Annotated in this window: 13 protein-coding genes; 2 read left to right on the top strand and 11 right to left on the bottom strand. The window is 67.3% G+C overall.

The features are described from left to right. Positions 1 to 151: 151 nt before the first annotated feature. From hslU to NQ204_RS18960, 9 genes are all read right to left on the bottom strand, one after another. Positions 152 to 1528, bottom strand: coding sequence for an ATP-dependent protease ATPase subunit HslU (gene hslU / locus NQ204_RS19000; protein WP_116864462.1), 1377 nt, complete (start codon positions 1526 to 1528; stop codon positions 152 to 154). Positions 1529 to 1588: 60 nt separating this feature from the next. Further along, positions 1589 to 2140, bottom strand: coding sequence for an ATP-dependent protease subunit HslV (gene hslV / locus NQ204_RS18995; RefSeq protein ID WP_079223431.1), 552 nt, complete (start codon positions 2138 to 2140; stop codon positions 1589 to 1591). Between the two features lie 74 nt (positions 2141 to 2214). Next, the gene (locus NQ204_RS18990; RefSeq protein WP_116864472.1) at positions 2215 to 2415 is read right to left on the bottom strand and encodes a DUF3079 domain-containing protein; all 201 of its coding nucleotides are present in this window, start codon (positions 2413 to 2415) and stop codon (positions 2215 to 2217) included. 106 nt (positions 2416 to 2521) lie between these two features. Then, positions 2522 to 3400: a tyrosine recombinase XerC gene (gene xerC, locus NQ204_RS18985; protein ID WP_116864463.1), complete on the bottom strand. Its 879-nt coding sequence runs from the start codon at positions 3398 to 3400 to the stop codon at positions 2522 to 2524. Positions 3401 to 3416: 16 nt separating this feature from the next. Next, positions 3417 to 4091 carry a DUF484 family protein gene (locus NQ204_RS18980; RefSeq protein ID WP_116864464.1) on the bottom strand — a complete coding sequence of 225 codons (675 nt, stop codon included), beginning with the start codon at positions 4089 to 4091 and terminating at the stop codon, positions 3417 to 3419. Beyond that, entirely contained in the window at positions 4088 to 4939 is an 852-nt protein-coding gene (gene dapF, locus NQ204_RS18975) for a diaminopimelate epimerase (RefSeq protein WP_116864465.1), read from the bottom strand. Before dapF ends, NQ204_RS18980 begins: the two co-directional genes overlap by 4 nt. Further along, entirely contained in the window at positions 4932 to 5171 is a 240-nt protein-coding gene (gene lptM / locus NQ204_RS18970) for an LPS translocon maturation chaperone LptM (protein WP_116864466.1), read from the bottom strand. The genes dapF and lptM overlap by 8 nt, the downstream gene beginning before the upstream one ends. Positions 5172 to 5300: 129 nt before the next feature. Beyond that, entirely contained in the window at positions 5301 to 5720 is a 420-nt protein-coding gene (locus NQ204_RS18965; RefSeq protein WP_116864467.1) for a YbaN family protein, read from the bottom strand. A gap of 54 nt (positions 5721 to 5774) precedes the next feature. Beyond that, on the bottom strand, positions 5775 to 7886 hold the full coding sequence (locus tag NQ204_RS18960; protein ID WP_116864468.1) for a S9 family peptidase: 2112 nt from the start codon (positions 7884 to 7886) through the stop codon (positions 5775 to 5777). Between the two features lie 143 nt (positions 7887 to 8029). Between NQ204_RS18960 and NQ204_RS18955 the strand changes: the two genes are divergently transcribed. Continuing rightward, positions 8030 to 9214: a pyridoxal phosphate-dependent aminotransferase gene (locus NQ204_RS18955; RefSeq protein ID WP_256644654.1), complete on the top strand. Its 1185-nt coding sequence runs from the start codon at positions 8030 to 8032 to the stop codon at positions 9212 to 9214. Between the two features lie 81 nt (positions 9215 to 9295). Here NQ204_RS18955 and NQ204_RS18950 read toward each other — a convergent pair whose 3' ends face one another. Then, on the bottom strand, positions 9296 to 11392 hold the full coding sequence (locus tag NQ204_RS18950) for a prolyl oligopeptidase family serine peptidase (protein ID WP_256644653.1): 2097 nt from the start codon (positions 11390 to 11392) through the stop codon (positions 9296 to 9298). Positions 11393 to 11461: 69 nt separating this feature from the next. Beyond that, positions 11462 to 11776 (bottom strand): hypothetical protein, encoded by a 315-nt coding sequence (locus NQ204_RS18945; RefSeq protein WP_256644652.1) that lies wholly within the window; start codon positions 11774 to 11776, stop codon positions 11462 to 11464. A gap of 126 nt (positions 11777 to 11902) precedes the next feature. Between NQ204_RS18945 and NQ204_RS18940 the strand changes: the two genes are divergently transcribed. Continuing rightward, complete coding sequence (locus NQ204_RS18940; protein ID WP_116865473.1) at positions 11903 to 12505, top strand: lipocalin family protein; 603 nt, start codon at positions 11903 to 11905, stop codon at positions 12503 to 12505. Positions 12506 to 12659: the final 154 nt, after the last annotated feature.

The following is a 12659-nucleotide window of genomic DNA, read 5'->3' as shown; positions in this document are numbered from 1 at the left end:
GAGGACGGTGAAGATTTCCAAGACCCGCTATCCGGTAGATCGCAAGGCTGCACCGCTTAAGTGAACAGCATTACGCCTTTCGGCGGCCTTTTCAGTTGCGGGGCTTGGGGTCAGAGCCCCGCTGGAGCGAGGGATCCGACCCTGCCTGGCGTTACAGGATGTAGCGGCTCAGGTCCGGGTCCTGCACCAGTTCACCCAGGTGCGCATCGACGTAGGCGCTGTCCACGGCCAGGGTTTCACCGTCGCGGTCCGGTGCTTCGTAGCTCAGTGAATCCAGCAGGCGCTCCAGCACGGTGTGCAGGCGGCGCGCACCAATGTTTTCCTGGCGTTCGTTCACCTGGAAGGCGATCTCGGCCAAGCGGTCGATGGCATCGGCGGTGAAGCTGACCTTGACGCCCTCGGTGGCCAGCAGCGCTTCGTACTGCTTGGTCAGCGCGGCCTTCGGCTCGGTCAGGATGCGCACGAAGTCGTTCTTGCTCAGCGCGCCCAGCTCCACGCGGATCGGGAAGCGACCCTGCAGTTCCGGGATCAGGTCGCTGGGCTTGGCCAGGTGGAACGCGCCCGAGGCGATGAACAGGATGTGGTCGGTCTTGATCGTGCCGTACTTGGTGGACACGTTGGAGCCTTCCACCAGCGGCAGCAGGTCGCGCTGCACGCCTTCGCGGGAGACATCGCCGCCAGACGAGCCTGCGTCGCCGCGCTTGGCGACCTTGTCAATCTCGTCGATGAAGACGATGCCGTGCTGTTCGCAGGCTTCGATCGCCGCGGTGCGGATGTCGTCCTCGTTGACCAGCTTGCCGGCTTCTTCCTCGATCAGCAGCGGGCGCGCGGCCTTGATGGTCAGCGTGCGCTTGTGCGCCTTGGCGCCGCCGCCGAGGTTGGCGAACATCGACTTCAGCTGCTGGCCCATCTCCTCCATGCCCGGCGGGGTCATGATGTCCATGCTGACATTGGCGGCCAGGTCGAGTTCGATCTCGCGCTCGTCCAGCTCACCGTTGCGCAGCATCTTGCGGAACTTGATGCGGGTCTCGTTGTCCTGCGCCGACGGCTCGTTGCGGGCCACTTCCGGATCGAAACCGATGCCACCACTGCGGCGCGGAAGCAGCGCATCGAGGATCCGGTCTTCGGCGCGTTCTTCGGCCTGGGTACGCACCCGCACCTTGGCCTGTTCGCGATAGAGCTTGACCGCGGTATCGGCCAGGTCGCGGATGATCTGCTCGACGTCCTTGCCGACGTAGCCGACTTCGGTGAAGCGGGTGGCTTCGACCTTCACGAACGGCGCATTGGCCAAGGTGGCCAGGCGACGCGCGATCTCGGTCTTGCCGACGCCGGTGGGGCCGATCATCAGGATGTTCTTCGGCATCACTTCATTGCGCAGCTCGGGCACCAGCTGCATGCGGCGCCAGCGGTTGCGCAGGGCGATGGCCACCGCGCGCTTGGCGTCGTGCTGGCCGACGATGTGCCGGTCCAGTTCCTGCACGATCTCGCGTGGGGTCATGGTGGCGGAGGAAACTTCGATCTTCGACATGGATGTGCTCACGAATTCGTTGTCGGTAGCGCCGGGCCATGCCCGGCGGATCGGGGAGCGTTACAGCTCCTCGACCACCACGTTGCGGTTGGTGTAGATGCAGATGTCGCCGGCGATGCCGATCGCTTCACTGGCAATCGTGCGCGCATCCAGTTCGGTGTGCGCCATCAGCGCGCGTGCGGCCGACAGTGCGTAGGAACCGCCGGAACCGATGGCGATGATGCCGTCCTCCGGCTCGATCACATCGCCGGTGCCGCTGATGATCAGCGAGGTTTCCTTGTCGGCCACGGCCAGCAGGGCTTCCAGCTTGCCGAGGCGGCGTTCGGTACGCCAATCCTTGGCCAGCTCGACGGCGGCGCGCTGCAGCTGGCCATGCTTTTCCAGCTTGGCCTCGAACAGCTCGAACAGAGTGAAGGCATCGGCGGCGGCACCGGCGAAGCCGGCCAGCACCTGGCCGTCGCGGCCAAGGCGGCGCACCTTGCGCGCGTTGCCCTTCATCACCGTGTGGCCGAGGGTGACCTGGCCATCACCGGCAATGGCCACGTGATCGCCGCGGCGCACGCAGACGATGGTGGTGGCGTGGAAAACATTGGGATTCTGACTGGGGTCCATGCGGCCTCCGATAGCTGTTCACGGGACATGGGGACAGCGCCGGGAGCGATCAAGCCCGCGCGGACGGATGCCGTTCAGCGCTTGGCATGCGAAGGCCGCTCTGGATTCGGCTCGATGCCCCAGGCGATGTACCAGTCCTCGCCCTGGGTTTCGATGGGGTGCTGGGTGCGGCCCGAGCCGTTGCCACAGGCCAGCGCGTCGGCCGCGCAGTAGCGGTCACAGCCCCAGCAGATGCGTTCGGGGTGCCGGGGAAGCAGGGGAATGGGCTTTGCCATGCTGGCGGTTTCCTCGTGGCCTGCGGCCACGATGCGCCGATGCGCCCCACCCTGCCCTGATGCAGATCAAGCGAGGGCTGTTGCGCTCGCCGGGCACGGCCCGGCGCTACCCGGTCGGTTTGCGCTTGGCGCGCGGATGCGCGGCGTCGTAGACCTTGGCCAGGTGCTGGAAATCAAGGTGGGTGTAGATCTGCGTGGTGGCGATGTCGGCGTGGCCAAGCAGTTCCTGCACGCCGCGCAGGTCGCCGGAGGATTCCAGGATGTGACTGGCGAAACTGTGCCGCAGCATGTGCGGGTGCACGTGCTTGAACAGGCCCTGGCGCTGGGCCAGCTGGCGGATGCGGATCTGCACCGCACGCTGGCTGATCGGCCCCTTGCGGCCGGGGAACACCGGCGTCGCCGGGCCACCACCACTTTGCGCGCGCCAGGACAGCAGTGCTTCGCGCGCGGGCCGCCCGAACGGCACCCGGCGCTGGCGGTTGCCCTTGCCGAGCACGTTGACCAGACCGCTGTCGAAATCTAGGTCGCGCCAGGTCAGCGCGCACACTTCGCTCAGGCGCAGGCCGGAGGAATAGAACAGTTCCAGCAGCGCGCGGTCGCGGCGGCCGAGTTCACCTTCCGGTTCCAGTTCGACCAGCTGCACCGCTTCATCAGCATCGAGCACCTGCGGCAGGCGCCGCGGCGCACGGGGCGCTTTCAGGCTCGCGGCCGGGCTCACCTCGATGCGCCCGTGCTTGAGCAGCCAGGCGTAGAAACTACGGCAGGCCGACAGGCGGCGCTGCAGGCTCTTGGCCGACAACCCGCGACGATGCTCATCGGCGACGAACTGGCGCAGCGTTTCAGCATCCACTGCCTCCACCGCCACGCCGCGCGGCTCCGCCCACACGGTGAGCGTGTCCAGGTCACGGCGGTAGGCGTCGAGCGTATGCGCCGACATCCGCCGTTCCACCTGCAGGTGCTGCAGGAAGTGCTGTACCGCGCTCATCGTCGTGCGTCCCGGCTCAGCGCTCGAAGCGCTTCAGGCCGGTGACAAGGGCATCACCCATCATGCGCAGGAACAGCGTGCCCATGCCCGGGTAGAAGCGGTTGGCATCGTGGCTGCCGACTGCGATCAGGCCGATGCCCGGCAGCGGCAGCAGTGCGGTGGTCTGCACTTCATCGCTGCGCGCGCCGTACAGCACGGCGTTCTTCTCAGGCTGCAGGCGCCCGCAGATCGGCTCGCCGTCCTTCAGGCAATCGCGGAACGGGCCCAGCTGCGCGTCGTCTGCGGCGATCACCTGCAGCCATTCGGCCTGCTCCAGACCAGCCACCGGGGTGTGCACCACCAGGCGCACCAGGTCACCGGCAAAATCTTCCTGCAGCGAGGCCGCCATCGCACGCAGGGTGTCGGCGGCGTTGTCCTGCTTCATCAGGGCCAGGGTCAGCTGGTGCGTACGCACCGCCAACCGCTCGTTGACCTGGGCGGTCGCGCCCAGGTCGGCCAACCGTCGCGCCAGCTCGCGGTTCTTCTCGCGCAGCACTTCCAGCTGGTAGCTGGCCAGCGACGCGGTCGGGCCGTCATCGCGCGGCACCACCAGGGTCAGGGCCAGGTCCGGGAACTGCTTGAGGAAGCCGGGATGGCGCCGCAACCACGCAGCGACGTCATGGCCCCCGAGCTTGTCGACGGTCTCACTCATGCGATCCACTCCCCTTCGAAGACGAATGCGGTCGGGCCGGCCATCACCACCGGCTGGCCGTCGCCCGGCCACTGGATGCGCAGTTCACCACCGGGCAGGCTGATGCGTGCATCGGCCTGCAGCCGGCCGCGCTGCATCAGAGTGACGGCCGCTGCGCAGGCACCGCTGCCGCAGGCCAGGGTTTCGCCGACGCCACGCTCGTACACGCGCAGGCGCGCATGGTCCGGACCCATCACCTGGGCGAAGCCCACGTTGACTGACTGCGGGAACGACGCATGCTGCTGCAGCAGCGCACCGACACGCTCGACCGGAGCGGCATCGACCAGGCCTACTTCGATGACCGCGTGCGGATTGCCCATCGACACCGCCGAGAAGCGCACGGTCTCGCCCTGCAGCGGCATCAGGTATTCGTCGCGCGCATGGGCGAAGCCCACCAGCGGCACCTGCGATGGTTCGAACGCCGGCACGCCCATGGCCACCGAGAAGCGGCCATCGCCCAGCACCTGCACCTCGTGGCTGGCCAGCGGGCTGTCGATCACGAAGCGCTCGCCTTGGGCACTGCCCTCGCGCACCAGCCAGGCGGCGATGCAGCGCGCGCCGTTGCCGCACTGCTCGGAATTGGAACCGTCGGCATTCCAGATCCGGTAGGACGCCACCGAGCCGTCCGCACGCGGGGCCTCGATGGTCAGGATCTGGTCGCAGCCTACGCCGGTGTGGCGGTCGGCCAGGCGCGCGGCCACTTCAGGGGTGGGCGGCGGCGTGCCGTCACGCAGGTCGATCACTACGAAATCGTTGCCCGCACCGTGCATCTTGCTGAAGCGCAGGGCGTTGGAGCCAGCCTTACTCATTCCCACCGTCCACCGGCTTGATCGGGTCCGGGGTGACCGAGGGGCTGCCGTCGCTGGTCGGCTGGGTGGCTTCCGGGGTGGCTTCGGGCTCGACGGCCGGTTCGACCGTCTCTTCCACCGGCACCGGCTTCTGCGGCAGTACCAGCGGGCCCTTGTTGCCACAGGCGGACAGGAACAGCAGCGAGGCCGCTGCCAGCGGAATCAGAATGACGTTGCGATGGGGGATCTTCATGCGCCCGAGTATAGCCATTGGCAGCTGAGCGGTAGGTGGAGGGTGCAGGGCCACGCATCCGCCGGGCATGGCCCGGCGCTACCGCAACCGTGCACCCCAGGTAGCGCCGGGCCATGCCCGGCGGGAGCCTTATTCCCGCGGGGGCAACGGCCGTGTCCACAGCCAGATCGCCACCACGGTCATGCTGCCGATGGAAAACCACTTCACCCAGGCGATCGGCACGCACCACAGCATGATGCCGGCGCACGCGGCCATGGTGATCGTGGCCATCCACTTGCCGTAGCGGCTGACCGCACCGTGCGCCTGCCAGTTGGCGATGGCCGGGCCGAACCGCGGATGCTGCAGCAGCCAGGCGTGCAGGCGCTCGGAGCCGCGCGAGGCGGCCCAGGCCGAAATCAGGATGAATACGGTGGTCGGCAGGCCCGGCACGAAGATGCCGACGATGCCGGTGCCGAGGCTGGCATAGGCCAGCAGCCACCACGCCCAGCGGAAACGCACCACGCGCGGCGGCGGCGCGTCATCCGGGGGCGGTGGTGCGGGCGTGGTCATGGCCGCAAGGATACCGGTTCAGGGTGCCAGGCAGTGCCCGGCACCCTGTCGCCATCACGGCTGGACGATGCCCAGCTGCTGCAGCACGAACGCATACGACTCGGACAGCTCGCGGTAACGCTGGAAGCGCCCGGACTTGCCGCCGTGGCCGGCTTCCATGTTCGTGCGGAACACGATCGGGTAGTGGCCGGTGTTGTCGTCACGCAGCTTGGCCACCCACTTGGCCGGTTCCCAGTACTGCACCTGCGAATCCCACAGGCCGGTGCCCACGAACAGCGACGGGTAGGCCTGCTTCGTGACGTTGTCGTAGGGCGAGTAGGACAGCATGTAGTCGTAGTACTGCTTCTGCTCCGGGTTGCCCCACTCGTCGTACTCGTTGGTGGTCAGCGGAATGGTCGGGTCGAGCATGGTGGTGACCACGTCGACGAACGGTACCTGCGCCACCATCACCCGGTAATCCTGCGGCGCCTGGTTGGCCACCGCGCCCATCAGCAGGCCACCGGCGCTGCCACCGGAGGCGGCGACGCGGTCCTTGGCCGCCCAGCCCTGCGCCACCAGGCCACGGGTGACGTCGATGAAGTCGTTGAAGGTGTTCTGCTTGTGCAGCAGCTTGCCGTTCTCGTACCAGTCGCGGCCCATTTCCTGGCCGCCACGGATGTGGGCGATGGCGTAGACCACGCCACGGTCGAGCAGGCTCACCGCGGTCTGGTTGAAGTACGGGTCCATCGACATGCCGTAGCTGCCGTAGGCGTACTGGAACAGCGCGCCCTTGCCATCCTTCTGGTAGCCCTTGCGGTAGACCAGCGACACCGGCACCTTCACTCCGTCGCGCGCGGTGATCCAGACGCGGTCGGTCTCGTACTTCGAGGCGTCATAGCCGATGACCGGCTGCACCTTCAGCTGGCGACGCTCACCGGTGGCGGTGTTCAGTTCGAACACGGTGGTCGGGGTGGTCATCGAGGTGTAGACGTAGCGCAGCCACGGCGTGTCGGCCTCGGTGTTGTCGCCCAGGCCCATCGAATACGCCGGCTCATCAGCCTTCACGTAGTCGCTGCGGCCATCCTTGAACAGCAGGCGGATGCGCTCCAGGCCTTCGGAACGTTCGGCGATGGCGGTGTAGCTGTCGAACAGCTCGAAGCCTTCGATGAACACCGCATCGTCGTGCGCGATCCAATCCTTCCACTGCGCACGCGAAGTGGCATCGGTGGGAGCGGTGACCAGCTTGAAGTTCTTCGCACCGTCGTTGGTGCGGATCACCCAGCGACCGTCGTAATGGTCGGCGTCGTACTCGACGTCACGCTGGCGCGGGGCCAGCACGGTGAAGGTGGTCGGGTCGCTGGCCGGGGCGTAGCGCTCTTCCGAGGACACGGTGCTGTGCACGCCGATGGTGATGAAGCGATCGTCGCGGGTGCGGCCGATGCCCATGTAGAAGCTGTCGTCCTTCTCTTCGTAGACGACGGTGTCGGCGCTGGCCGGGGTGCCCAGCACGTGCTTCTTCACCCGCACAGTCAGCAGGGTCTCCGGATCGTTCTCGACGTACAGCACGGTGCGGTTGTCGTCGGCCCAGACCAGGTTGCCGGAGCTGCCGGTGATGACGTCGGGAAGCACCTTGCCGGTGGCCAGGTCCTTGAAGCGGATGGTGTACTGGCGGCGGCCGACATCATCGTCGGCCCAGGCCAGCAGCTGGTTGTCCTGGCTGACTTCCATCGCGCCGACGCTGAAATAGCCCTTGCCGGCGGCCATCGCGTTGACGTCCAGCAGGACTTCCTCGGCCGCCTCCATGCTGCCCTTGCGGCGCGCGTGGATGGGGTAGTCCTGGCCGGTCTCGTAGCGGCTGTAGTACCAGTAGCCGCGCTCGCGCGCCGGCACGCTGGAATCGTCCTGCTTGATGCGGCCGACGATTTCCTTGTACAGGGTGTCCTCAAGCGGCTTCAAAGGCGCCAGCAGCTGATCGGTGTAGGCATTCTCGGCCTGCAGGTAGGCCAGCATGTCCTTGTTCTCGCGCTTGTCGTCGCGCAGCCAGTAGTAATCGTCGTTGCGGGTGGCGCCGAACGGCGCCTTGACCTCGTGCGGGTGCTTGGCGGCATCCGGCGGAACGGGCGGGGTGGCGGCGGTAACGGTGCTGGTCATCAGGCTGGCAAGCAACAGGCAGAGGGTGGATTTCATGAGATAAGGGTCCTGGTGCGGTTACGCAATGGCGTCCGTGGCGTAGGTCGAGTCGAGCTTGCTCGACTGACCGCAACCGCAGTCGAGCAAGCTCGACTCTACCACTGCTGCAGCGGCCACTGCCGGCGGCGTACCATGGCGGCATGAGCACCCTGCCCCACACGCCGGGCTACAGCCGGCGCAGCCATGAGATCGCCCCGTTCCACGTGATGTCCCTGCTGGCCCGCGCGCAGGCGCTGGAACAGGCCGGCCACGACGTGATCCATCTGGAGATCGGCGAACCGGACTTCACCACCGCCGAGCCGGTCGTGCGCGCCGGCCAGGCCGCACTGGCGGCCGGCCATACCCGCTACACCGCCGCGCGCGGCCTGCCGGCCCTGCGCCAGGCGATCAGCGGCTTCTACCGCAGCCACTACGGGCTGGACATCGATCCCGATCGCATCCTGGTCACCCCCGGCGGTTCCGGCGCACTGTTGCTGGCCAGCAGCCTGCTGGTCGATCCGGGCCGGCACTGGCTGCTGGCCGACCCCGGCTATCCCTGCAACCGCCACTTCCTGCGGCTGGTGGAAGGCGGCGCGCAGCTGGTGCCGGTCGGCCCCGATACCGCCTACCAGCTGACCCCCTCGCTGGTGGAACAGCACTGGAATGCCGACAGCGTTGGTGCGCTGGTCGCCTCACCCGCCAACCCCACCGGCACCGTGCTGTCGGCCGATGAACTGGCCGCGCTGTCGACCTCGCTGCATGCGCGCGGTGGCAACCTGGTGGTGGACGAGATCTACCACGGCCTGACCTATGGTCTGGATGCGCCCAGCGTGCTGCAGGTGGATGACAGCGCCTTCGTGCTGAACAGCTTCTCCAAGTACTTCGGCATGACCGGCTGGCGGCTGGGCTGGCTGGTGGCGCCGCCGGCGGCGGTGCCCGATCTGGAGAAGCTGGCGCAGAACCTGTACATCAGCGCGTCGAGCATCGCCCAGCATGCCGCCCTCGCCTGTTTCAGCGAGGAATCGATGGCGATCTTCGAGCAGCGCCGCGAGGCGTTCCGCCAGCGCCGTGATTTCCTGCTGCCGGCCCTGCGCGAGCTGGGCTTCCGCATCGAGGTGGAGCCGCAGGGCGCGTTCTATCTGTACGCCGACGTCAGTGCGTTCACTGACGATGCGCAGGCGTTCTGCGCGCACTTTCTGGAAACCGAGCACGTGGCATTCACCCCGGGCCTGGATTTCGGTTTTCACCGCGCCAACCAGCACGTGCGCCTGGCGTATACGCAGGAAGTGCCGCGGCTGCAGGAGGCCGTTGAGCGGATTGCGCGTGGGTTGAAGCGATTCCGGTAGCGCCGGGCCACGCCCAGCGGAATTTTTGCGGCGCGACCCGACAACGAAAAACGCCGCCCGAGGGCGGCGTTTTTCATTCCATCACTTGCCCCCCAAGCGCTCCCACAGGAAGCTGTAGGCCAGGGCCGACATGTGTGCGGCCTGCGCATTGTTGGCTGCGCCGCCGTGGCCACCTTCGATGTTCTCGTAGTAGGTCACGTCCTTGCCGGCGTCGATCATCTTCGCTGCCATCTTGCGGGCGTGGCCCGGGTGCACGCGGTCATCGCGGGTGGAGGTGGTGAACAGCACCGGCGGGTAGGTCTTCTTCGCGTCGAACAGGTGATACGGCGAGAAGGTCTTGATGAACTCCCAGTCGCTGGTGTCCGGGTTGCCGTACTCGGCCATCCACGACGCACCGGCCAGCAGGTGGCTGTAGCGCTTCATGTCCAGCAGCGGCACCTGCACCACCACCGCACCGAACAGTTCCGGGTACTGGGTGAGCATGTTGCCGGTGAGCAGGCCACCGTTGCTGCCGCCCTGCACGCCCAGGTGCTTGGCGGTGGTGATCTTGCGGGTAACCAGATCCTGCGCGACCGCGGCCATGTCTTCATAGGCCTTGTGACGGTTCTGCTTCAGCGCCGCCTGGTGCCAGCGCGGGCCGTACTCGCCACCGCCACGGATGTTGGCGACCACGTACACGCCGCCCTTCTCCAGCCAGGCGCGGCCCATGCCACCGGAGTAGCTCGGGGTCAGCGAGATCTCGAAACCACCGTAGCCATACAGCAGGGTCGGGTTGGAACCATCCAGCTTCATCGCCTTGTCGTGCACCACGAAGTACGGCACGCGGGTGCCGTCCTTGCTGGTGGCGAAGTGCTGCTCGATCACCTTGCCCTCGGCATCGAAGAAGGCCGGCATGGTCTTCAGCGTTTCCGGGGCCTTGCCGATGTCGGCCAGGGCCAGGGTGGTCGGGGTCAGGTAATCGGTGGCGGTCAGCCAGACGGCGTCGCTGTCGTTGCTGTCCACTGCACCCACGGCAAGGGTGCCGAAGGCCGGCGCACCGACGAACTCACTCTTCTGCCAGCCGTTGGCACCCGGGGTCAGCACCGACAGGCGGTTCTTGACGTCGTCGAGCACGTTCAGCACGAGGTGGCTCCTGGTCCAGGTCGCACCGGCCAGCGAGGTGGTCGCGGTCGGGGTGAACAGGACTTCGAAATCACGCTTGCCGGCCAGGAAATCGTCGAGCTTGGTCGCCAGCAGCGAGCCGGAGGCGTAGGTCTTGCCACCCACGGTCCACGGGTCGCGCAGTTCCAGGGTCAGCCACTGCTTGTGCAGGCCCTTTTCCGCCGAGTTCGGCGCATCGATCTTGGTCAGCGTGCCGTTGTCGGCGCGCAGGTACAGCTCGTTGTTGTAGAAGGCCAGCGTGCGGCTGACCAGGTTGCGCTCGAAGCCCGGGGTGTCATCGTGCATCGCCGCGATGTACATGTCTTCCGGCTTGCCTTCGTAGACCACGCTGGCCGAGGCCAGCGGCGTGCCGCGCTTCCACAGCTTGGCCACGCGCGGGTAGCCGGAGGTGGTCATCGAACCGGTACCGAAATCGGTGTAGACGAACACCGAATCACGGTCGATCCAGCCCAGGCCGCCCTTGGATTCGGGGCGGAAGAAGCCGTCCTTGATCCAGGTCTTGTTGGCCAGGTCGAATTCGCGGGTGACATCGGCATCGGCACCGCCGCGCGACAGCGCGATCAGGCAGCGGCTGTAGTCCGGGCGCAGGCAGTCGGCGCCATGCCAGACCCAGTTTTCGCCCTCGGCCTTGTTCAGTGCATCCAGGTCGAGCACGGTTTCCCACTGCGGCGAGGCCTTGCGGTACTCGGCCAGGGTGGTGCGGCGCCACAGGCCGCGCTCGTGCTGCTGGTCCTTCCAGAAGTTGTAGTAATAGTCGCCGATCTTCTGCACGCCGGGGATCTTGGCGTCCGAATCGAGCACCTCGCGGATGCTGGCTTCCATCTGCTTGAAGGCCGGGGTCTGCGCCAGGCGGCCCTCGGACTTGGCATTCTGTTCCTTGACCCAGGACAGCGGCTTGTCGCCGGTGACGTCCTCCAGCCAGGCGTAACGGTCGGTTTCTTCAGCAGCCACGGCGGTCCCCACCGAAGCAGCGGTCATCATGCCGGCCAGCAGGCAGGCGGAAGCGAATCGTGACATTGCGGTTCCAGGCAGTCATAAGCGCTGGAACGCTAGCACGGATCCCCGGGGCCGCCCCCGTGTCGAAGGTCAGGCCGCAGCGGTACGCGCGCGCCGCGCCCGTGCCGGCAGGCGCCGGGCCTGCGTGCCCGGCTGGCGCAGGCGGCGCAGCCAGGCCCGCCGCGGCAACGGGCAGCCCAGCAGCGCCCACCAGGCCGACACCGGCATGCCCACCAGCCACAGCGGCAGCCAGCCCACCCAGACACTGCTGCCGCGTGCCGCCGGCCACACCAGCACCAGCGCGAGCCCGGCCAGGGCCAGCTGCTGCACGCTGCGCAGCAGGCGGCGGTCGGAGGCAAAGCTGTCGCGTTCAGCAGGGTTGCGACGGGAAGAGCGAGTGTTCATGGGCGTTCTCGACGATTCAATGGCGGCCAGCTTGGCCCGCTCCCTTCTCACAGACTGCGACCGCCATTGACGGAACGAGCACACACAGTCGACCATGCTTGGGCACCCAATGGAGCTCGCTCCCGCATGTCCTCGATCCGCCCGTTCTGCGCCGTGTTGCTGGCTCTGTCCCTTGGAGGCCCCGCGCTGGCCGCCAGCGACCCGCCGTCGCCACGCGCCAGCGCATCGGGGGCCTCCGAATATGGTGCGCCGATCGATCTGCAGCGCTTCATGGGCACCTGGTACGTGATCGGCCGCGTGCCGAACTTCATCGAACGCGGCCACGTGGCCAGCGTCAACGAGTACACGCTGCGCGAAGACAACAAGGTGGGCATCGTCTACCGCTACCGCGATGGCTTCGGTGCGCCGCAGCAGGAAGTGCGTGCACGTGCAAGCGTCGACGCCGACAGCGGCAACCACGCCTGGCGCACCTGGTTCTACCGGATCGTGCCGACCCATTCGCGCGTGCTGGAAGTCGCCCCGGACTATTCGTGGGCGATGATCGGCTACCCGGGCCGGGAGATGGCCTGGATCTTCTCGCGCCAGCCGGACATGGACAAGGCGCTGTACAAGGAGCTGGCCGAGCGCCTGCGCGACGAGTACGGCGTGAACACCGACAAGCTCAAGCGCGTGCCGCAGCACGCCGACCAGGTCGGCAAGCTGGGCTACGAAGTCCCGAACGTGCGCTGAGAAAGCGCCGCCGGGCATGGCCCGGCGCTACCCGAACGATACCGGGCCATGCCCGGCGGATTTGTCACGTGCAAATACCGGTAGTGGGGGGGGGGGGGGGGGGGGGGGGGGGGGGGGGGGGGGGGGGGGGGGGGGGGGGGGGGGGGGGGGGGGG

Origin of the sequence: Stenotrophomonas testudinis (genome assembly GCF_024499815.1) — a bacterium.
Lineage (GTDB): Bacteria > Pseudomonadota > Gammaproteobacteria > Xanthomonadales > Xanthomonadaceae > Stenotrophomonas.
This window is presented reverse-complemented; position numbering and strand designations above follow the sequence as displayed.